At 59.2% G+C, this 19,698-nt stretch carries 18 protein-coding genes; 10 read left to right on the forward strand and 8 right to left on the reverse strand.

Annotation, left to right across the window (positions count from 1 at the left end; all coding sequences use genetic code 11):
- Nucleotides 1-328: 328 nt before the first annotated feature.
- Nucleotides 329-1,258: an AraC family transcriptional regulator gene (locus AC07OG_RS06080; protein WP_495066467.1), complete on the reverse strand. Its 930-nt coding sequence runs from the start codon at nucleotides 1,256-1,258 to the stop codon at nucleotides 329-331.
- A gap of 337 nt (nucleotides 1,259-1,595) precedes the next feature.
- Here AC07OG_RS06080 and AC07OG_RS06085 point away from each other — a divergent pair, with 337 nt between their 5' ends.
- Together AC07OG_RS06085 and AC07OG_RS06090 are read left to right on the forward strand one after the other, a co-directional pair.
- The gene (locus AC07OG_RS06085) at nucleotides 1,596-1,949 is read left to right on the forward strand and encodes an antibiotic biosynthesis monooxygenase family protein (RefSeq protein WP_495066468.1); all 354 of its coding nucleotides are present in this window, start codon (nucleotides 1,596-1,598) and stop codon (nucleotides 1,947-1,949) included.
- Between the two features lie 41 nt (nucleotides 1,950-1,990).
- On the forward strand, nucleotides 1,991-2,221 hold the full coding sequence (locus AC07OG_RS06090; RefSeq protein WP_060539612.1) for a hypothetical protein: 231 nt from the start codon (nucleotides 1,991-1,993) through the stop codon (nucleotides 2,219-2,221).
- A 3-nt stretch (nucleotides 2,222-2,224) separates the two neighbouring features.
- Here the strand turns inward: AC07OG_RS06090 and AC07OG_RS06095 are convergent, their stop codons facing one another.
- The gene (locus AC07OG_RS06095) at nucleotides 2,225-2,848 is read right to left on the reverse strand and encodes a flavin reductase family protein (protein ID WP_495066469.1); all 624 of its coding nucleotides are present in this window, start codon (nucleotides 2,846-2,848) and stop codon (nucleotides 2,225-2,227) included.
- Between the two features lie 250 nt (nucleotides 2,849-3,098).
- Here AC07OG_RS06095 and AC07OG_RS06100 point away from each other — a divergent pair, with 250 nt between their 5' ends.
- The gene (locus tag AC07OG_RS06100; protein WP_495066470.1) at nucleotides 3,099-3,854 is read left to right on the forward strand and encodes a COG4705 family protein; all 756 of its coding nucleotides are present in this window, start codon (nucleotides 3,099-3,101) and stop codon (nucleotides 3,852-3,854) included.
- A gap of 149 nt (nucleotides 3,855-4,003) precedes the next feature.
- Here AC07OG_RS06100 and AC07OG_RS06105 read toward each other — a convergent pair whose 3' ends face one another.
- The 4 genes from AC07OG_RS06105 to AC07OG_RS06120 all read right to left on the reverse strand — a co-directional run bounded on the left by AC07OG_RS06105 (nucleotide 4,004) and on the right by AC07OG_RS06120 (nucleotide 10,389).
- Entirely contained in the window at nucleotides 4,004-5,323 is a 1,320-nt protein-coding gene (locus tag AC07OG_RS06105; protein WP_495066471.1) for an MFS transporter, read from the reverse strand.
- A 311-nt stretch (nucleotides 5,324-5,634) separates the two neighbouring features.
- Complete coding sequence (locus AC07OG_RS06110; RefSeq protein ID WP_060539615.1) at nucleotides 5,635-6,960, reverse strand: sigma-54-dependent transcriptional regulator; 1,326 nt, start codon at nucleotides 6,958-6,960, stop codon at nucleotides 5,635-5,637.
- A complete protein-coding gene (locus AC07OG_RS06115; RefSeq protein WP_495066472.1) occupies nucleotides 6,945-8,720 on the reverse strand; it encodes a sensor histidine kinase in 1,776 nt (591 codons plus the stop codon). Before AC07OG_RS06115 ends, AC07OG_RS06110 begins: the two co-directional genes overlap by 16 nt.
- 145 nt (nucleotides 8,721-8,865) lie before the next feature.
- Nucleotides 8,866-10,389, reverse strand: coding sequence for a fumarate hydratase (locus AC07OG_RS06120; RefSeq protein WP_034149075.1), 1,524 nt, complete (start codon nucleotides 10,387-10,389; stop codon nucleotides 8,866-8,868).
- 376 nt (nucleotides 10,390-10,765) lie between these two features.
- Between AC07OG_RS06120 and AC07OG_RS06125 the strand changes: the two genes are divergently transcribed.
- The 3 genes from AC07OG_RS06125 to AC07OG_RS06135 are packed head-to-tail and all read left to right on the forward strand — an operon-like array spanning nucleotide 10,766 to nucleotide 13,579.
- On the forward strand, nucleotides 10,766-11,872 hold the full coding sequence (locus tag AC07OG_RS06125; RefSeq protein WP_495066473.1) for a GGDEF domain-containing protein: 1,107 nt from the start codon (nucleotides 10,766-10,768) through the stop codon (nucleotides 11,870-11,872).
- On the forward strand, nucleotides 11,865-12,800 hold the full coding sequence (locus AC07OG_RS06130; RefSeq protein ID WP_060539618.1) for an iron-sulfur-binding ferredoxin reductase: 936 nt from the start codon (nucleotides 11,865-11,867) through the stop codon (nucleotides 12,798-12,800). Before AC07OG_RS06125 ends, AC07OG_RS06130 begins: the two co-directional genes overlap by 8 nt.
- A 29-nt stretch (nucleotides 12,801-12,829) precedes the next feature.
- Nucleotides 12,830-13,579, forward strand: a complete 750-nt coding sequence (locus AC07OG_RS06135; RefSeq protein ID WP_495066474.1) for an enoyl-CoA hydratase-related protein — start codon at nucleotides 12,830-12,832, stop codon at nucleotides 13,577-13,579.
- Nucleotides 13,580-13,673: 94 nt separating this feature from the next.
- Here AC07OG_RS06135 and pyk read toward each other — a convergent pair whose 3' ends face one another.
- The gene (gene pyk, locus AC07OG_RS06140; protein WP_060539620.1) at nucleotides 13,674-15,125 is read right to left on the reverse strand and encodes a pyruvate kinase; all 1,452 of its coding nucleotides are present in this window, start codon (nucleotides 15,123-15,125) and stop codon (nucleotides 13,674-13,676) included.
- Between the two features lie 225 nt (nucleotides 15,126-15,350).
- On the opposite strand from pyk, the gene AC07OG_RS06145 reads away from it, so the two are divergent.
- From AC07OG_RS06145 to sbcB, 3 genes are all read left to right on the forward strand, one after another.
- Nucleotides 15,351-15,725, forward strand: coding sequence for a tetratricopeptide repeat protein (locus AC07OG_RS06145; protein WP_060539621.1), 375 nt, complete (start codon nucleotides 15,351-15,353; stop codon nucleotides 15,723-15,725).
- Between the two features lie 229 nt (nucleotides 15,726-15,954).
- Nucleotides 15,955-16,314 (forward strand): PilZ domain-containing protein, encoded by a 360-nt coding sequence (locus AC07OG_RS06150; protein ID WP_060539622.1) that lies wholly within the window; start codon nucleotides 15,955-15,957, stop codon nucleotides 16,312-16,314.
- Between the two features lie 209 nt (nucleotides 16,315-16,523).
- Nucleotides 16,524-17,954: an exodeoxyribonuclease I gene (gene sbcB / locus AC07OG_RS06155; protein WP_495066475.1), complete on the forward strand. Its 1,431-nt coding sequence runs from the start codon at nucleotides 16,524-16,526 to the stop codon at nucleotides 17,952-17,954.
- A 99-nt stretch (nucleotides 17,955-18,053) separates the two neighbouring features.
- Here the strand turns inward: sbcB and mvaT are convergent, their stop codons facing one another.
- Nucleotides 18,054-18,431: a histone-like nucleoid-structuring protein MvaT gene (mvaT, locus tag AC07OG_RS06160; protein WP_007933316.1), complete on the reverse strand. Its 378-nt coding sequence runs from the start codon at nucleotides 18,429-18,431 to the stop codon at nucleotides 18,054-18,056.
- 337 nt (nucleotides 18,432-18,768) lie between these two features.
- Between mvaT and purU the strand changes: the two genes are divergently transcribed.
- On the forward strand, nucleotides 18,769-19,617 hold the full coding sequence (purU, locus tag AC07OG_RS06165; protein WP_218424619.1) for a formyltetrahydrofolate deformylase: 849 nt from the start codon (nucleotides 18,769-18,771) through the stop codon (nucleotides 19,615-19,617).
- Nucleotides 19,618-19,698: the final 81 nt, after the last annotated feature.

Raw genomic sequence — 19,698 nt, forward strand, 5'->3', positions numbered from 1 at the left:
ACTCGATCTTTAAGGTCGATGGATAGCGTCAGACAGCTCGGGCGGTCCGAGGTTTCGGGAGGGCTGGGGTGAGGGTGTGGAAATGATGCGATCCAACCGTGTCATGCCGAATCCATAATCGACTCGATCTTTAAGGTCGATGGATAGCGTCAGACAGCTCGGGCGGTCCGAGGTTTCGGGAGGGCTGGGGTGAGGGTGAGGAAATGATGCGATCCAACCGTGTCATGCCGAATCCATAATCGACTCGATCCTTCAGGTCGACGTATAGCGCCAGACATCTCGGTCGGCCCCCTCTCCCCTTGGGAGAGGGCCGGGGTGAGGGTAGCCGTTAGACACTCAACCGCAACCGCGCCAGATCGCGCAAAGGCGGTGCCCCGAACAACCGGCTGTACTCCCGGCTGAATTGCGACGGGCTTTCATACCCGACCCGATACCCCGCCGCCGAGGCCTCCAACCCCTCCGCCAGCATCAAGCGCCGCGCCTCCTGCAAGCGCAGTTGCTTCTGATACTGCAGCGGGCTCATCGCCGTCATCGCCTTGAAGCGGTGATGCAGGGTCGACACGCTCAGGTTCACTTCTTTCGCCAGATCATCGATGCGCAACGGCTGTTCGTAGTTGCCGTTGAGCCATTTGATCGCCTGGCTGATGCGGTGGCTCTGACTGTTGGCGATGGCGATTTCGTACAGCCGATGTCCCTGTTGGCTGCGCAACAGCCGATAGAGAATTTCCCGACGGATCAACGGCGAGAGCATGGCGATGTCTTTCGGTGTGTCCAGCAACCGCGCCAGGCGCAGCACCGCATCGAGCATGGCGGAGTCGAGCGGTTCGACATACAGCCCGCGGCCGGTGGGCCGGGTGGGAACGCCAATGGGGCCGGCGTCGGCGATCAGCGCGCTGATCTGCGCCGGGTCAATGTCCAGGCGCAGCGCCAGGATCGGCTCCTCGGTCGAGACGTCCACCACCCGCCCGCTCAGCGGCATGGAAACCGAGACCACCAGGTAATTCAGCGGGTCGTAATTGAAGTATTCGTTGGCCAGCTGAACTTCCTTGCGCCCCTGGGCCATGATGCACAGCGCCGGTTGCGCGAGCACCGGGGCGAACTCATGGGATTGGCTGTGGCGGGACATGAACAGCGAGTCGACAGCGGTGGCGTAGCTGCCATCTTCGGCGGTGTTGCGACGGATGATTGCCGCCAGTTCCGCACGCTGCTTTTCCCTGTCTGCGTCCAGCGGGGGGTTAAGGTGTTCGAGTGACGACATGCGCGGCATCCTCGGCAAGGCACAGGTGTTGGGACAAGAGCATAAGTTTGTGCAAGCGGCAGTGGTAGACACATCCTGCCAAATGATTGCCTGATTCTGCATGGGGGTGTTTTTTGCCCCGGACATGAGCGCATGCCCACAGGGAAACTTGCTTGAAACTCGTATGACAGAATCGTGACCGGGTGCTTCCCGTTGCGCAGGTGGCCGAAGCAGTTTCGCAGGATTGTGCAACGCACCGGCAGGAATCGACTAACGGCACCTGTGCGGCGGCCCTTAACCTTTGATCCTGTCGCAGCTCGTCCCCAGGCTGCCACGCGACTCCCCGGGAGGGTTGAACATGTCAAAGCAGATCCCCGTCAGTCATATGGCCTTCGTTCGTGCGCACGCCGGGCGCTCGGTGGAGCTCGGTGTGCGCCTCAGTGCCCTGATCGAACCCTCCCGGGCAGCCCCGGGATGCCTTGGCTTTGCCTTGCAGCACTCGCAGTGCGATGCGGACCTGTGGCTGGTGTCCGGCTTCTGGAGCAATCAGCACGCCATGACCGCCTATTTCAGTACGCCGGCGATGGAAGTTTTTACCGAATTGGTGCAGGACCTGGTGGTCAACAGCCTGGATTTTCATACCTTCAAGGATGTGTCGGCGGCGCAGGCCCTGCACCCGTGCGCGGGGTCGGTACACAAACTGGCCGGTTGAAGGTTTAATGGCAGCATTCTCAACCAGGCAGGATCCGCGATATGGCACGCAAAGCCTTTGAACACTTCGAAGCCGTTTCCGCTGTAGTACCGGGCGAGGGTGGTTACCACGCCGCTATCGCCGTCAAAGCGCTGGGTGGTTCCGGCGCCCCGCGTTTTCACAAGGTTCTGCAAAGCCAGACCTTCAGGACCGCCCATGAGGCCGACGAAGCAGCCGCCAAAGAGCTGACCCGCCTCAAGGACGTCAAGGAAAACACCGACCTGCTCTGGTAGTTCTTACCGCGTCGGGCGATGCATCTTGAACAACGCCTCAGGCCCCAGCTGGAAGTAGTCGGCCGGCCCACCGCCGCGCAGAATCGGCTCTGCCGCGGCGGTGTCGTACACCCCATCCTTGAGCAGCCACTTGGCGATATGCACGGCGACCACTTCGCCAAGAATCAGCCAGCTCGGCACTACGTTCCCGTCCGCGCGCTGCAACTGAATGATCTGCGTGACCTTGCACTCGAACGACACCGGGCTTTCGGCGATCCGTGGCACCGAAATGACTTTCGAGGCGACGGTGGTCAGGCCGGCCAGCTCGAACTCATTGACCTCAGGTCCGACCGGAGCACAGCTCTGGTTCATCTGCTCGGCCAGTGGCCGGGTTGCCAGATTCCAGGCGAACTCTCCGGTCTGCTCGATGTTATTCAGGCTGTCTTTGCGCCCGACACTGGAAAAACCAATGATCGGCGGGATGTAGTTGAAGGCGTTGAAGAAGCTGTAAGGCGCCAGGTTCAAGTGGCCCTGGGCATCCTGGGATGAAATCCAGCCAATGGGGCGCGGTCCGACGATGGCGTTGAACGGGTCGTGGGGCAGGCCATGGCCGTTGGCGGGTTCGTAGAAATGGATGTCGTCAGGCATGGAATTCTCTGGAACGTGCGTTAGGTGTCCATGGTGCAAGGACTCACGACATATTTCCAGCCCGGTAGCACCGGGATCAACGATTGAATCGGCACAATGGAGTGCGCGTATAAAATCGTGATTGATCCATTTTTTTATTCATGTGACAGATTTTTCATAAAGTCCTTACCCATTTTTCACTGTCTGGCTTGCAGTGTGCCCATGGCAAAAGTTCAAGAACCGCCGACAGACTAATGGAGCTCCACCCTCGATGAATAAACTTCCTCAAATCACCCTGGCGTTCTGGGTGATGAAAATTTGCGCGACGACCTTGGGGGAAACAGCGGGGGATCTGCTGTCGATGACCCTCAACGTCGGTTATGCCCTCAGTTCGCTGATTTTGATCAGTGTGTTCGTGCTGACGTTGATCACGCAACTGATGTCGAAAACCTATAAACCAGCGCTGTACTGGCTGGTCATTCTGTCGACCAGTACGGCAGGTACCACGATGTCAGACTTCATGGACCGTACCCTTGAGCTCGGTTATGCCACCGGATCAATGATCCTGATTGCGATACTGCTGGGGATCTTCGCGGCCTGGCGCCTGAGCGGCGACTCATTGAACGTGACCAAGGTGCAGACGTTCCGTGGCGAGATGTTCTACTGGATGGCGATTCTGTTTTCCAACACCCTGGGCACTGCACTTGGCGATTACCTGGCCGACGATTCTGGACTTGGGTTTGCCGGTGGTGCGTTGTTGATCGGATCGACGATAGCGGTAGTGGTGTTGCTGAAGTATTTGACGAAAATTTCGCCGGTGGTGCTGTTTTGGGTGGCGTTCGTGTTGACTCGACCTTTCGGGGCCACGCTGGGTGATTTCTTGACCAAGCCCTACGAAAAGGGTGGCCTGGACTTCGGAACCATTGGTTCGTCGCTCGTATTGGCGGTGATTCTGGTAGTGATGATTGCCGGGGCTTCGTATGCGCAGAATAAATTTGGCAAGCGAGAGGCGGCCCAGTTGTCCTGATTCCAGTTTGATTCGAAAAGATCGCAACCTGCGGCAGCTCCAGCACAGGTATGCCGAACCTATGTAAGAGCATCAGCCTGCGATCCTTTCAGGGCTATCTGACAACTCGCGCGCAAAGGTCTTGCACCATTGCGCGCTTTTTATATTTGTCAGTCAGTGGTAATCCGCGAATGCTTGCGAGTGTCTTTCATGGTGATGTACACCAGCAACGACACGGCAATACATGCGGTGACATACCAGTAGTAACCGGTTTCCATGCCGATGCTCTTGAACCACAGCGCGATGTATTCAGCGGTGCCGCCGAAGATCGATACGGTCAATGCATACGGCAGGCCGACGCCCAGGGCGCGGATTTCGGTGGGGAACAGTTCGGCCTTGACCACCGCGTTGATCGAGGTGTAGCCACTGACGATGATCAGCGCTGCCATGATCAGGAAGAACGCACCCCACCAGGTCGTGATGGTGTGCAGGGTGGTGAGGATCGGCACGGTGAACAGCGTCCCCAGAACACCGAAGGCAATCAGGATCGGCCGGCGACCGATTTTATCCGACAGCCCGCCAATGATCGGTTGCAGGCACATGAACAGGAACAGCGTGGCGGCGGAAATTGTGGTGGAGTCGGAAATGCTCATGCCGACGGTGTTCACCAGGTATTTCTGCATGTAGGTGGTGTAGGTGTAGAACGCCAGGGTACCACCCATGGTCAGGCCGACCACGGTCATCAGTTCTTTCGGATGGCGCATCAAGGTGCGCATCGCGCTTTCCTTGGCCTTTTCCTTCTTGGTGAACGACTCGGTTTCTTCCATGCCGCGACGCAGGTACAACGCTACCACGGCACAAAGTGCACCGATGGCGAACGGAATGCGCCAACCCCAGGCGTACAGCTCCTCGGTGGTCAGCAGGTTCTGCAGGACGATCAGTACGCCCAGTGCTATGAGCTGGCCGGAAATCAGGGTCACGTACTGGAAGCTGGAGAAGAAGCCACGGCGTTCCTTGGTCGCCATCTCGCTGAGGTAAGTGGCGGAGGTGCCGTACTCGCCACCGACCGACAGGCCTTGCAGCAAGCGGGCGAACACCAGCAGGATCGGTGCGCCGATGCCGATGACTTCGTAGCCTGGGCTCAGGGCGATCAGCAGCGAGCCGAAGCACATCAGGTACACCGAGGCCATCAGGGCCTTTTTACGCCCGACTTTGTCGGCGTACAGGCCCATCAGCCAGCCCCCGATCGGGCGCATCAGGAAGCCAACCGCGAAGATCGCGGCGGTGTTCAGCAGTTGTGCGGTGGTATCGCCTTTGGGGAAGAAGGTCTTGGCGAAGTAGAGGGAGAAAGCGGCGTAGACGTACCAGTCATACCACTCGACCATGTTGCCGACGGAACCGCTGAAAATCGACTTGATGCGGCTGGAGGTGGTTCGTTCTTTTGTCGGCGCGGCAGCCGACCCACGGGGCAGGGTATTGGAGTTATCCATTGAAGGATCCTTCGTTTAATTATTTTTTGTGGAGCGCGCGTAAACGCAGCCTGCAGGGGCTATAGCAGGAGCTGTGCCAACAGAGAGAAGGCCGGTTTACAGGGGGGTTGTCGTGTAGGTGAGCGGAAATCCGCTTATTGGCAGTTGAGTGCGAGCGGAATATTGCTCATACGACTTCCGGATCTTTATTGTTTGTACCGGCTTCATCGCGGGCAAGCCCGCTCCCACAGTGTCCCGTGTGTCCACAAATGATGTGATCGCCCGCAAAACCTGTGGGAGCGGGCTTGCCCGCGAAGAGGTCGGTCCTGACGCTACAAGAACATCTCTCTAGTGAGTCCATGCCGCTGCATCTTTTCATTGAAAGTACGGCGAGGCAGTTGCAACTCTTCCAGTACCGCCTTGACGTCACCCTTGTGCCGGGTCAACGCCGCGCGCAGGCATTGCGCTTCAAACGCTTCCTGCTGCGCTGCCAGTGACTGACCGGGGTCGATACCGAGCGGCTCCGGTTCACCCAGCCCCAATACCTGTCGCTCGGCGGCGTTCGCCAGTTCGCGCACATTGCCCGGCCAGTCGTGGCTCAGCAAGTGGCTCAGTTGCGGGCCGCCCAGTGGCACGAATGTGCGCCCCAGGCGCTCGGCGGCGCTGCGGGCGAAGGATTCGTACAACAACGGAATGTCTTCGCGACGGTCGCGTAACGGCGGCAAGCGCAACTCGGCAACATTCAACCGATAGGCCAGGTCTTCGCGAAAACGCCCGGCACGTGCTTCGTCGAGCAGATCTGGTTTGGTCGCGGCGATAATGCGCAAATCCACGCGGATACTCTGGTTCGAACCCAGTCGCTCAAGCTTTTGCTCCTGAAGCACACGCAGCAGTTTCACCTGCTGCGCCAGGGGCATGCTTTCGATTTCATCGAGAAACAGCGTGCCGCCGTCCGCGTATTCGAGCTTGCCGATGCGTTTGCCTTGGGCGCCGGTGAACGCGCCACTTTCGTGGCCGAACAACTCGGCTTCAAACAGTTGCTCGGGGATGGCCGCGCAATTCAATGCAACAAAGGGTTTGCCCGCCCGCGGGCCGAAGTCGTGCAGGCAACGGGCGACCAGTTCCTTGCCGCTGCCGGTTTCGCCTCGGATCAGCACGTTGACCGGCAGCGCCGCCAGGTCCAGCACTTGCCGGCGCAAGGTCTGCAAGCTGCGGGACACCCCAAGTAACGTGGCGTCGAGTTTGGCGCGGTTGTCTGCCTGTTCATGCAAGGCTCGGTTTTCCAGTACCAGTCGGCGCTTGTCCAGAGCGCGGCGCAGGCTGCCGAGCAGGGTCTCGGGGCTGAAAGGTTTTTCAAGAAAATCGTAGGCGCCATCGCGCATCGCATCGACGGCCATTGGCACATCGCCATGGCCCGTGAGCAGGATCACCGGCAAGTCGGCATCGCGGCGCTGCACCTCGGCCAGCAGTTCCAGGCCGGTCATGCCGGGCATGCGCACATCGCTGAGAATGACCCCGGCGTAATGCCTGGGCAGTTGCGCCAGACATTCATCAGCGCGGCTGAACAGCTGCACTTCGAAACCCGACAGGCTCAGCCATTGTTCGACGGCGCTGCGGATGCTGCTTTCGTCGTCGACCACCATTACTGAGTTGAGCATGAGCCATGGGCCTCCAGGTCGATGGGCAAGGTCAGCGAAAACACGGCGCCGTTGGTGTGATTTTCTGCGCTGAGGCGGCCACCTGATTCGTGAACGATAGCGAAGGAAACGGCCAGCCCGATGCCCAGGCCATCACCCACCGGTTTGGTGGTGAAGAACGGGTCGAATACCTTGGACAGGTTTTCCTGCGCAATGCCATCGCCATTGTCGATGACGCTCAGGCGCCACAATTTTTCCTCGGCTTCGAGACGGATTTCCAGACGCTTGCAGGGTTTATCCTGCATCGCATCCAGCGCGTTTCGCAGCAGGTTGATCAGTACCTGTTCGAGGCGAATCGCATCGCCACGCACCCAGGCCGGACGCGTCAGGTGCAGAACGGTGCTGACCTGTTCGTCGCGTAGCCGGGTGTCGAGCAGTTGCAACGATTGGTCCACCACCGAGGCCAGGTCCAGGCGCTCGCGCAAGCCACTGGGGCTTTTGCGGGCAAAGGTTTTCAAGTGGCCGGTGAGGGCGGCCATGCGTGTCAGCATCTCGTCCAGTGGCTTGAGTGCCTTGTACGCTTCGTCGACCCGGCCATGGTCGAGCAGCAGGCGCAAGGTCGCCAGTTGCATACGCTGAGTAGTCAGGGGCTGGTTGATCTCGTGGGCCAGGGCGGCGGACATCTGGCCAAGTGCGGCAAGTTTGGCTGATTGCACCAGACCTTCCTGAGCCGTGCGCAGGTCGCGAGTGCGCTCCTGCACCAGTCGTTCGAGTTCTTCGCGACTGCGCTGGCGCAGTTTGGCCAGACGCCAGCGCTGATTGAGAAACAGCAACAGAAACACCAAAGTCAGCCACAGACCTGCCGCTGCGAGCGCGGCGTTGCGACTGTCCTCGAAGGCTATCTGCGGCCGACGCAGCAGGTGCAGCGTCCAGCCTTCGGCGCTCAGCGGCAGGGACTCCCACAGATAGTCCGCCTTGCCGTCCGGCCCATCGACCCGCACCAGCGCACTGTTGTCGTCGAAGCGTCGCAACGATTGATAGTCCAGCGGCGACAGCGGTTGCTTGTCGTATTGGCGGGTAGCCTTGAGTTCAGCGTGATCGCTGTCGCTCAGTGGTTTCAACAGGCGGTAGCGCCAGCCCGGCTGATTAGCGATGAAGACGATGCCGCGGGCGTCGCTGACCAATAGCGTGTCGCTGCCCTGGCGCCATTCCCTTTCGAGCTCGGGAAATTCCAGTTTCACCACCATCGCCCCGAGGAACTGGCCGTCGTCGTTGCTGACGGCGCTGGACAGGAAGTAGCCCGGTATGCCGCTGGTAACGCCCACGGCGTAAAAGCGTCCTGTGCCCTGGGTGCGGGTCTGGTTGAAGTAGGGGCGAAATCCGTAATTGTGACCGACGTAACTGCTGGGCAGGCGCCAGTTGCTGGCTGCCACGGCCAGGCCTGTGCGGTCGAGCAGTTCCAGCGTGGACGATTCGGCCGCACCGTTGATGCTTTCCAGTTTGCGATTGAGCAGGACCTGTTGTTCGGCACTTACCGGGCCTTTGAGCGCCTGGCGCAATTGCGGGTCGAGTGCCAGCACCGCTGGCAGGGCTCGGTAGCGTTCGATCAGGGTATGCAGGGACGTTGCGTACAGCCCCAGTTGCTGATTGGCCCGGGCTGCGTCATCGACCAGTGACTGGCGCACGGTTTGACGAACGGCCAGGGTGGCTGCGAGGGCAGCGCCCGCGATAATCAACACGGTATAGAGCGCCATGCGCAAAGGGCGAGATGACTCAAACATGTTGGGCATCAAATATGTGTACGGAGGGGGCGCACCATACCATGGGCCCGCGCCGTCATCCCACAAAAGCGGCTCATGCAAAATGAGGCAATAAAAAAGGCGACAGGGTAATCCCCCTGTCGCCTTTTCGGGTTGCTGGAAGCGCTTACTGCACTTCTACCGCCAGGCTTTCACTGATCTTTTTCTGCCAGATGGCAGGACCGGTGATGTGTACCGACTCGCCATTGCTGTCGACAGCAACAGTGACCGGCATGTCCTTGACGTCGAACTCGTAGATCGCTTCCATGCCCAGTTCGGCGAAAGCTACAACGCGGGATTTCTTGATGGCTTGCGCCACCAGGTAAGCCGCACCGCCGACTGCCATCAGGTAAACGGCTTTGTGGTCCTTGATCGCTTCGATTGCGGTCGGGCCGCGCTCGGATTTGCCGATCATGCCCAGCAAACCAGTCTGCTCGAGGATCTGACGGGTGAACTTGTCCATCCGCGTGGCAGTAGTCGGGCCAGCCGGGCCAACCACTTCTTCGCGTACCGGATCAACCGGGCCGACGTAGTAGATGAAGCGACCTTTCAGGTCCACCGGCAGGGTTTCGCCCTTGTTCAGCATCTCGACCATGCGCTTGTGCGCAGCGTCGCGACCGGTGAGCATCTTGCCGTTGAGCAGGACGGTTTCGCCCGGCTTCCAGCTCTGTACTTCTTCTGGCGTCAGGGTGTCGAGGTTGACGCGACGGGCCGACGGGCCTGCTTCCCAGACGATTTCCGGGTAGGCGTCCAGCGGTGGCGCTTCCAGCGAGGCCGGGCCGGAACCGTCGAGCACGAAGTGCGCGTGACGGGTAGCGGCGCAGTTCGGGATCATGCACACCGGCAACGAAGCGGCGTGGGTCGGGTAATCCATGATCTTCACGTCGAGCACGGTGGTCAGGCCACCGAGGCCCTGGGCGCCGATGCCCAGCTGGTTGACCTTCTCGAACAGCTCCAGACGCATCTCTTCGAGGCGGTTCTGTGGGCCGCGAGCCTTCAACTCGTGAATGTCGATGGATTCCATCAACACTTCCTTGGCCATGACGGCGGCTTTCTCGGCGGTGCCGCCGATGCCGATGCCGAGCATGCCCGGTGGGCACCAGCCGGCGCCCATGGTCGGAACGGTCTTGAGCACCCAGTCGACGATCGAGTCGGACGGGTTGAGCATGGCCATTTTCGACTTGTTCTCGGAACCGCCGCCCTTGGCCGCCACGTCCACTTCCACGGTGTTACCCGGAACGATGGAGTAGTGGATAACGGCAGGGGTGTTGTCCTTGGTGTTTTTACGAGCGCCCGCCGGGTCGGCGAGGATCGAAGCACGCAGGACGTTTTCCGGCAGGTTGTAGGCGCGACGCACGCCTTCGTTGATCATGTCGTCCAGGCCCATGGTGGCGCCATCCCAGCGCACGTCCATGCCCACGCGGACAAACACGGTCACGATGCCGGTGTCCTGGCAGATCGGGCGGTGGCCGGTGGCACACATGCGCGAGTTGATCAGGATCTGCGCGATCGAGTCGCGGGCTGCCGGCGATTCTTCGCGCAGGTAGGCCTCGTGCATCGCCTGGATGAAATCAACGGGGTGGTAATAGGAAATGAACTGCAGGGCGTCGGCAACGCTCTGAATCAGGTCGTCTTGCTTGATCACGGTCATGAGTCGCGCTCCTCTAAAAGACGGGAACATTCAATAAGGTGCTTGCAGCTTGGGTGTATCGGTCGGTTGCAAGCACCTTTCAAGGCACGCCGGGGCTGCTGGCGCGACGCTAAAAAGGCGCGGCAGTATAGCGCGCCTCGCAGGCCTGCACACGCGCCACCAGTCAATCGTTGGTCGCATAAGGGCGCAAGATGTTGGCAGGTAACAAGCGGCAGCAAAGGAGCCGTGAATGTGTGCTGTTTTCTGGGTCATGGTTTTGACGTCAGATTATCGGCCCTTAAATGAATGGTCATTTATCCGGAGCGCCACTAAAGTAATACCCGGCCTGTAGAGTAGGACACTCAAAACAGCATTCCTTCGCACGGTGAGTCAACGATTGACCCATAACGCCATTCAACGAGTTTTACTCAAACGCTTTGCCCTCGCCGCCGGTACCTATGCCCTGGCTTTACTATTGCTGTGGCTGGCATTTTTCACCGGCCACTACGATGCGCCATTGGCCAGCGTCGCCATCGGCAGCGCATTGGTAGTCTTCAGCCAGCTTGTACTGTTCGCGGTGTTTTACAGCGGGCGTAATCTGCAGCTTTCCGACCCTAGCCTGACCGAACTGCAAGTATTGCTGGGCCTGGGCTGGCAAACCTGGTTGATTGCCCATCTGGATGAGGCGCGCGGCGCCTTCCTGGTGTTTTACCTGCTGATTCTGATGTTCGGCCTGTTCCACCTCTCCCGCAAGGCCTTCATTCGCTGTGCATTGCTGGTGTTTTCAAGCTTCAGTGCGATCACGCTGTGGGAGGGCTACCACTTTGAACTGGCCGACCCGGCGCTGGCCGTATTGCAGGTGTGTGTGCTGTTCATTGTGCTGGTGTGGCTGGTGCTCTATGCCAGTCATGTCCAGGCCTCGCGGCAACGTATGCGTCAGCGGCGTTTTGCCCTGCAGGCGCATCAGGACACATTGCGCGGCATGATGCGTCAGCTCGAAGATCTGGTAGCCACCGATGAACTGACCGGGTTATTCAATCGCCGGCACTTCCTGCGTCTGGCTTCCCGCGAGCTGAACGCCATGGACGCCGGTGTCGCCCATGGCCTGGCGCTGATCGACCTCGACCATTTCAAGCGTATCAACGATGTGCATGGCCACGCCGCGGGTGATCAGGTGCTGCAAGCCTTCGCTGGAGTGGCTTCCGCCTGCCTGCGTGAGGGCGATGTGCTGGCCCGTTACGGTGGCGAAGAGTTCGTGGTGTTGCTGCCCGATTGTGATACTGATCGCCTGACCGCTTGTTGTGAGCGCCTGCGTATCGCCTTCACCGATGTCGAGATGGTGGGGTTGAATGTACAAAGCCTCAGTCTTAGCGCGGGCATGACTTTGCTGGAACTGGGCGATGACCTGGACGAGGCCTTGCAGCGCGCCGATCAGGCGCTCTATCGCGCCAAGCGTGACGGTCGTAACCGCTGCGCGGCGGCGTGGGAGAACGCCGATGCCTGAGCTGCGGGTCGGTGAGCGGCAATGGTCGGTGGAGGAGGGCAGCAATTTGCTCGACGCGCTGAATCGTAACGGCGTGACGGTGCCATACAGCTGTCGCGCCGGTAGCTGCCATGCGTGTCTGGTGCAATGCGTGCAGGGTTTGCCAGGCGATAATCGCCCCGATGCCTTGAGCACCGAGCAGCGTCAGCAGGGCTGGCGCCTGGCCTGCCAGTGCCAGGTGATCGAAGACCTGCAAGTACACACCTTTGACCCGCAACAGGATGGCCGCCCGGCCGAGGTCGCTGCGGTCGATTGGTTGAGCTCCAGCGTATTGCGCCTGCGCCTGTCGCCTCAACGCCCGTTGCGCTATAGCGCCGGCCAGCATCTGGTGTTGTGGGCCGGTCACGTTGCGCGGCCGTATTCCCTGGCTAGCCTGCCGGAAGAGGACCGTTTCCTGGAGTTCCACCTCGACTGCCGCCAACCCGGGGAATTCAGTGACGCTGCGCGTCAGTTGAAAATCGGCGACCCACTGCGACTTGGCGAGTTGCGCGGCGGGGCATTGCATTACGATCCCGACTGGCACTTGCGGCCGTTGTGGTTACTGGCATCCGGGACAGGCCTGGGGCCGTTGTTCGGCGTCTTGCGTGAGGCCCTGCGACAGGAGCACCAGGGCGCTATCCGTGTCATTCATCTGGCCCATGATGCCAACGAGCATTATCTGGCCAAACCCCTGCAAGCCATGGCTGCCAGTCGGCCGAACCTCAACATCGAACTGTGGACCCCGGCCGGGTTGCCCGCGGCTTTGGCGCAACTGCGCCTTGTTTCCCGACAAACCCAAGCCTTACTCTGCGGGTCCCCCGACAGTGTCGACGCCTTTGCCCGGCGCTTGTATCTGGCGGGACTGCCGCGCAATCAACTGCTGGCCGACGTATTCCTGCCTCGCGGTTGAGCGCTGAATTTTCAGACGCGAGACCTTCCATGACCGATGCCATCCAGATTGAACGCGAACGCGGCCTGCTGACCCTGCGCCTGAATCGCCCCGACAAGAAAAACGCCCTGACCCGCGCCATGTACAGCCACCTGGCCGAGGCTCTCAAACATGCCGATAACGACCCCGATGTCAGGGCCGTACTGATCACCGGCTCCACCGAGTGTTTCACCGCCGGCAACGACATCGCCGACTTCATCCAGCAACCACCGGGTAATCTCGACAGCCCCGTGTTTCATTTCATGCTCAACCTGCTTGAATGCCGCAAGCCGGTGGTCGCTGCCGTGGCCGGCGCGGCGGTGGGCATTGGCACGACGATGTTGCTGCATTGCGATCTGGTCTACGTCAGCCGTGATGCACGGTTGCGCATGCCATTCGTGAATCTGGGCCTCTGCCCGGAATTCGGCTCCAGCCTGATTCTGCCGCGCCTGCTCGGCCAGGCCAAGGCGGCGCAGTTGTTGCTGCTGGGTGAGGGTTTTAATGGTGAGCAGGCGGCCGCGTGGGGCATTGCGTCAGAAGCGTTGGGCAGTGGCGAGGAGGTGCTGGCCAAGGCGCGGGAGATGGCATTGCGCTTCGAGTCGCTGCCACCCGAGGCGGTGCGCATCAGCAAGCAACTGATGAAAGCTCCAGATCGGGAGTTGCTGCGCAAGGTGATAGAGGAAGAGGGCGCGTTGTTCACCCAGCGGCTGAAGTCCCCGGAAGCGTTGGCGGCGTTGACCGGTTTTATCAAACGGCATTGAGGACTTGATGCGATCATTCCCACGCAGTGGGAACGATCAGCAAAAAGCCCCGCCATTCACATGGCGGGGCTTTGTTTTTTCAGCAACCGGTCACTCAGACCTGAGGATCGCCAACGTGCAGGATTTTCATCCCGTTGGTGCCGCCGGTGGTGTGGTAGCTGTCGCCCTTGGTCAGGATGACCCAGTCGCCTTTTTCCACGACGCCGCGCTTGACCAGCTCGTCGATCGCCTTCTGGCTGACTTCATTAGGCGCCAGCGAAGCCGGATCGAACGGAATGGTGTACACGCCACGGAACATCGCCGCGCGAGCCTGGGCTTCGCGGTGTGGGGTGAAGGCGTAGATTGGCACCGAAGAGCGGATGCGCGACATGATCAATGGCGTGTAGCCACTTTCGGTCAAGGCAATGATCGCCTTCACGCCCGGGAAGTGGTTGGCGGTGTACATGGCCGCCAGGGCGATGCTCTGGTCGCAGCTTTCGAAGACCTTGCCGATGCGGTGGCTGGAGGTCTTGCTGGTCGGGTGCTTTTCAGCGCCTACGCAGATACGCGCCATGGCCTGGACGGCTTCCAGGGGATACAGACCGGCAGCACTTTCGGCCGACAGCATCACGGCGTCGGTGTAGTCGAGCACGGCGTTGGCCACGTCGGAGACTTCGGCGCGGGTCGGCATCGGGTTCTGGATCATCGACTCCATCATCTGGGTCGCGACGATCACTGCCTTGTTGTGGCGGCGTGCGTGCAGAATGATTTTCTTCTGGATGCCCACCAGCTCGGCGTCGCCGATTTCCACACCCAGGTCGCCACGGGCAACCATCACCGCGTCGGAGGCTTTGATCAGGCCGTCGAGGGTTTCGTCGTCGGCCACGGCTTCAGCGCGTTCGATCTTCGCCACCAGCCAGGCAGTACCGCCAGCTTCGTCGCGCAGTTGACGGGCGTATTCCATGTCGGCGGCGTCACGTGGGAAGGACACCGCGAGGTAGTCGACTTCCATTTGCGCAGCGAGCTTGATGTCGGCCTTGTCTTTCTCGGTCAGGGCCGGTGCTGTCAGGCCGCCACCGCGACGGTTGATGCCTTTGTGGTCCGACAGCGGGCCGCCGATGGTCACGGTGCAGTGCAGTTCGGTGGCGGTAGCGGTATCGACGCGCATCACGACGCGACCGTCGTCGAGCAGCAGTTCGTCGCCCACGCCGCAGTCCTTGACCAGATCCGGGTAGTCGATGCCGACCACTTGCTGGTTGCCTTCGGTCAGCGGATGGCTGGTGGAGAAGGTGAATTGATCACCGATCTTCAGCTCGATCTTCTTGTTGGCGAATTTGGCGATACGGATTTTCGGGCCTTGCAGGTCACCCAGCAGGGCGACGAAACGACCGTGCTTGGCGGCGAGGTCACGGACCAGCTTCGCGCGAGCCTTATGCTCGTCGGGGGTGCCGTGGGAGAAGTTCAGGCGGGCGACGTCCAGGCCAGCCAGAATCAGCTGTTCGAGAACTTCCGGTGAGTTACTGGCCGGGCCAAGGGTGGCGACGATTTTGGTACGACGGACGGACATGCAAAGACTCCTGAGTTCAAGCGCTGAGTGAGGCTACTATGCTCTCGAGGTGTAGTCATTGTTCGTTTGCACTACTTTTTTTGAGGCACCTGGTTTTTTGGAAGAACCTGGTTTTTGAGTAGAACCTGATGATTGCCTTCTTTATTGAACCCGGCAACTTTGCTCGCCTCAGCCTGAAGATTTCCGTGCGCAGGTCGATACAGCGTTCAAGACAGGAGATCCCCCATGCGATTCATGCTCATTGCTGCCCTTGCCCTCAGTGTGACGGGCTGCACCCGTTGGTCGATGAACCATCATCTCAATAATGCCTACAGCGCCTATGACCGGGGCAATTGCGAGCAGGTGACGCGGGAGCTGTCCAAGGTCGAGCGGGCCAGCCGGGCGCGGCCTTATGTGTGGCCGGAGGTATCGATGTTGCGCGGCCTGTGCCTGGAGCGAACGATGATGTTCATCGATGCGGCACAGACCTATCAATTCATCATCGCTACTTATCCACAAAGCGAATACGCCTACCGCGCCCGTGCCCGCCTGGAAACCTTGCAGAGCCTGGGCCACTACCCGCTGCGCAGTGCCGCCGCGGTACGTCCGACGCAGTTCTGATGGTGGTGAGCAGCCAATGGCTGGCTCCCCGGCGCTGGTGAGCTATAGTCGAAGAAACCGGTTTGAGAGCCCAGGCTCCAGACCGGGCATCACCTGTGACCGGCACAAGTAATCCACAGCATCGTAATGACTGATGCACCGGGAACGGGGAGAGCGGGCATCGATAATCCAGACCCGTTCCGAAGCAGTAGTGCGGCTCTGCTTAAGAGCCTTGCATGGCGAATCTCACATGTTCACCCATCGCCGGATTGAGCGGCATCAGCTGCCGTATTATCTCAAAGTGTTCAACAGCGTCACTGGCAAACCCATAGGTTTCCTGGGCAACGTTTCCAAAGACGGGCTGATGCTGATCAGCCAATTGCCGATGATGATCGGCGCCGATTTCGATTTGCGCCTCAAGCTTCCTGCCAGCAAGGACTGCACGCCAGTCATCGATCTGCGGGCGCGCTGCCTGTGGTGTCATGAAGACGCAACCCCTCAGCACTACGACGCCGGATTCAGCGTTCAACAGGCGCCGCCGGAGTATGGGCAACTGGTCGAGGCGCTGAGGCAATACTTCAGCTTTCAACCGTTACCGGCGTCTGTCTGAAGGCACTGTGAGCGCAGCGCCTGCGTATTGGCACGCCATGACAGGACCTGGTCGGGATATCCCTGTTCGATGCTGGCAGCCTCGCCGGGGAACACGACATAACTATGTATTGCATAAGAGTGCGTACAAGGTGCTCCAATGACAAGATTGCTGGCCGGGGCGGGATGTGAACGCCTAGACTTTGCCGATCTTCAGTTCAGGAAGCGCCCGTGACCTCCATCTTCTGGTACGACTACGAAACCACTGGCATCAATCCCCGTTGCGACCGACCTTTGCAAATGGCCGGGTTGCGCACGGATTTTGATTTAAATGAGGTAGACGAACCGGTCAATCTTTACTGTCGACCCAGTGACGACATCCTGCCGCATCCAGCGGCCTGCGCGATTACCGGGATTACCCCGGCAATACTGGCCGAACACGGTTTGAGCGAAGCGGATTTCATGACCCGGGTACATGCCCAGCTGGCTGCACCGGGCACCTGTGGCGCAGGGTACAACACCTTGCGTTTCGACGACGAGATGACTCGCTATAGCTTGTACCGAAACTTTTTTGATCCCTATGCGCGCGAATGGCAGGGCGGCAATAGTCGCTGGGACCTGATCGATGTAGTGCGCGCAGCCTATGGCTTGCGCCCTGATGGCATCCATTGGCCGACGGATGAAGAAGGGCGGGTAACGCTCAAGCTCGAACGTTTGACTGCTGCCAACGGTATTGACCATGGCAATGCCCACGAAGCGCTGTCCGACGTTCGCGCCACAATCGCCCTGGCTCGGCTGATCCGGGAAAAACAGCCAAAACTATACGACTGGTTGTTCCAGCTGCGCAGTAAGCACAAGGTGATGGAGCAGATTCGCCTGCTGCAGCCGATGGTGCATATTTCCGGGCGCTTCTCTGCGGCACGTCATTACGTCGGCGTGGTGCTGCCGCTGGCCTGGCACCCGCGCAACAAGAATGCCTTGATAGTCTGTGACTTGCACCTGGACCCCCAGGGCCTGTTCGATCTTGATGCCGAAACCTTGCGCCAGCGCCTTTACACCCGCCGTGAAGATCTGGCGGAAGGCGAATTGCCGGTACCGCTGAAACTTATCCACATCAACAAATGCCCGGTGGTGGCGCCATTGGCGGTGCTTCGCCCTGAGGATCAACATCGTCTCGGGCTGGATATGGCTTTGTATCAACAGCGTGTGCTGCGGCTAAACGACGCGCAGAAAGTTTGGCAGGATAAAGTTTCGGCGATTTATGCGCGGGAGGATTTTTCTCAAAGCCAGGACCCCGAGCAACAGTTATATGACGGTTTTATTGGCGATCGGGATCGGCGTTTATGTGAACAAGTCAGAACCGTGGACCCGGCACAATTAGGTCAGGATCAGTGGCCGTTCGATGATGAACGTTTGCCTGAATTATTGTTTCGATATCGCGCACGTAACTTTCCAGACTTATTGAGTAGCGAAGAGCTGGAACGCTGGAGAATGTTCTGTCAGAAGCGTCTGTCGGATCCTGAATGGGGAGCGCCAAATACCCTGGAAAGTTTTCTCGCGGCCCAAAGCCAGTTGAACCTTACTGCTACTGCGCCTCAGCGAGAGGTACTGAGCGAGTGGCAGGGGTATGTCCAGCAATTGCGCCAACGTTTGAATCTTTGAGATCGAACAGCCGCAGGTTGGATTTCGCGCATAAAAAAACGCCAGCATTTGCTGGCGTTCTTTTATCGTCACGGATCCGTCTGCGACAAGCTTTGCGGCTTAGCCCAGCAGGGTAGCCCAGCCTTCAACCACATCACCGCCCCACTTGGCTTTCCACTCTTTCAGAGTTTTGTGGTTGCCACCTTTGGTCTCGATGACTTCGCCATTGTGCGGGTTTTTGTATTGTTTAACTTTGCGAGCACGCTTGGTGCCAGTAGTTTTTACTGCGCCGCCGCGTGGTGCTTTGGTTTTGGACTCTGGATCCAGCAGCGCGATGATGTCGCGCAGGGACTTGGAGTATTCACCCATCAGGGTGCGCAGTTTGCCTTCGAATTCCAGCTCGGTTTGCAGTTTGTCGTCTTGGGACAGGTTCTTCAAACGGGCTTGCAGCTCTTTGATAGCTTCTTCGGTGGCGCGATATTCGTTGATCAAGGACATGGTGACTACCTTATGTAGGACGCTGGATGGCAGGTGACAGTGCGGCAATAATAGTCAGGGTGTTTCATCAAGTAAACAATTAACCCCGGTTTTATTTATTTTAGTTGCACTGCAAGCGAGCGCATTGCCTGAGCATTTTAAAAGTGTGACCCGATCCTTTACGAATGTTTACAAACAACAACCGCAATGGACAATCAAGAGCATCCGCGCGGGCAGGCGCGATGCCGATCACCGGAGCTTGCGTGCGTTCTGCCCGGCCTGGGCATCATCAATACTGCAGTTTTGCTGCGTAATCGCTAGAATGGCGGCCTTTGCGAAGTTCTGGAGTTTCCCCCTCATGCGCACTTTTCGCCTGGTGATTTCTTGCCCGGACCGCGTCGGCATCGTTGCCAAAGTCAGTAACTTTCTGGCGTCACATAATGGCTGGATCACCGAAGCGAGCCATCACTCGGACAATCTCAGTGGTTGGTTCTTCATGCGTCACGAAATTCGTGCCGACTCTCTGCCATTCGGTATTGAAGCGTTGCGCGAAGCTTTTGCCCCGATCGCCGAAGAATTTTCGATGGACTGGCGCATCACCGATACCGAACAAAAGAAACGTGTCGTACTGATGGCCAGTCGCGAGTCGCACTGCCTGGCAGACTTGCTGCACCGCTGGCATAGCGATGAACTGGACTGCGAAATTTCCTGCGTGATTTCCAACCATGATGACCTGCGCAGCATGGTCGAGTGGCACGGTATTCCGTATTACCACGTTCCGGTCAATCCACAGGACAAGCAACCGGCGTTCGCTGAAGTGTCGCGCCTGGTCAAGCAGCACGATGCCGAAGTGGTAGTGCTGGCCCGCTACATGCAGATCCTGCCGCCGGACTTGTGCAGCGAGTATGCGCACAAGGTCATCAACATCCACCACAGCTTCCTGCCATCATTCGTTGGCGCCAAGCCCTACCATCAGGCTTCCATGCGTGGTGTGAAACTGATCGGTGCTACCTGCCATTATGTGACCGAAGAGCTGGACGCCGGTCCGATCATCGAGCAGGACGTGGTACGCGTCAATCACGGCGACAGCATCGAAGACATGGTACGTTTCGGTCGTGACGTCGAGAAGATGGTTCTGGCCCGGGGCCTGCGTTATCACCTGGAAGACCGGGTGCTGGTGCACGGCAACAAGACCGTGGTGTTCTGACAGCCCAACGACAGGGTTGAAATTCGAAGGGCCTGGGCGTTCAATCGCTTCAGGCCCTTCGCCGTTTCTGCACTGAGGATA

It is taken from the genome of Pseudomonas sp. GW821-FHT09H03 (genome assembly GCF_059415945.1).

Coding starts and splice junctions, on each gene's coding strand:
- AC07OG_RS06080 (WP_495066467.1), bottom strand. CDS start 1,258: ATGTCGTCACTCGAACACCTTAACCCCCCGCTGGACGCAGACAGGGAA.
- purU (WP_218424619.1), top strand. CDS start 18,769: ATGCGCACTTTTCGCCTGGTGATTTCTTGCCCGGACCGCGTCGGCATC.
- AC07OG_RS06120 (WP_034149075.1), bottom strand. CDS start 10,389: ATGACCGTGATCAAGCAAGACGACCTGATTCAGAGCGTTGCCGACGCC.
- pyk (WP_060539620.1), bottom strand. CDS start 15,125: ATGTCCGTCCGTCGTACCAAAATCGTCGCCACCCTTGGCCCGGCCAGT.
- AC07OG_RS06105 (WP_495066471.1), bottom strand. CDS start 5,323: ATGGATAACTCCAATACCCTGCCCCGTGGGTCGGCTGCCGCGCCGACA.
- AC07OG_RS06110 (WP_060539615.1), bottom strand. CDS start 6,960: ATGCTCAACTCAGTAATGGTGGTCGACGACGAAAGCAGCATCCGCAGC.
- AC07OG_RS06115 (WP_495066472.1), bottom strand. CDS start 8,720: ATGTTTGAGTCATCTCGCCCTTTGCGCATGGCGCTCTATACCGTGTTG.
- AC07OG_RS06130 (WP_060539618.1), top strand. CDS start 11,865: ATGCCTGAGCTGCGGGTCGGTGAGCGGCAATGGTCGGTGGAGGAGGGC.
- AC07OG_RS06100 (WP_495066470.1), top strand. CDS start 3,099: ATGAATAAACTTCCTCAAATCACCCTGGCGTTCTGGGTGATGAAAATT.
- AC07OG_RS06085 (WP_495066468.1), top strand. CDS start 1,596: ATGTCAAAGCAGATCCCCGTCAGTCATATGGCCTTCGTTCGTGCGCAC.
- AC07OG_RS06090 (WP_060539612.1), top strand. CDS start 1,991: ATGGCACGCAAAGCCTTTGAACACTTCGAAGCCGTTTCCGCTGTAGTA.
- mvaT (WP_007933316.1), bottom strand. CDS start 18,431: ATGTCCTTGATCAACGAATATCGCGCCACCGAAGAAGCTATCAAAGAG.
- AC07OG_RS06135 (WP_495066474.1), top strand. CDS start 12,830: ATGACCGATGCCATCCAGATTGAACGCGAACGCGGCCTGCTGACCCTG.
- AC07OG_RS06150 (WP_060539622.1), top strand. CDS start 15,955: ATGTTCACCCATCGCCGGATTGAGCGGCATCAGCTGCCGTATTATCTC.
- AC07OG_RS06145 (WP_060539621.1), top strand. CDS start 15,351: ATGCGATTCATGCTCATTGCTGCCCTTGCCCTCAGTGTGACGGGCTGC.
- AC07OG_RS06095 (WP_495066469.1), bottom strand. CDS start 2,848: ATGCCTGACGACATCCATTTCTACGAACCCGCCAACGGCCATGGCCTG.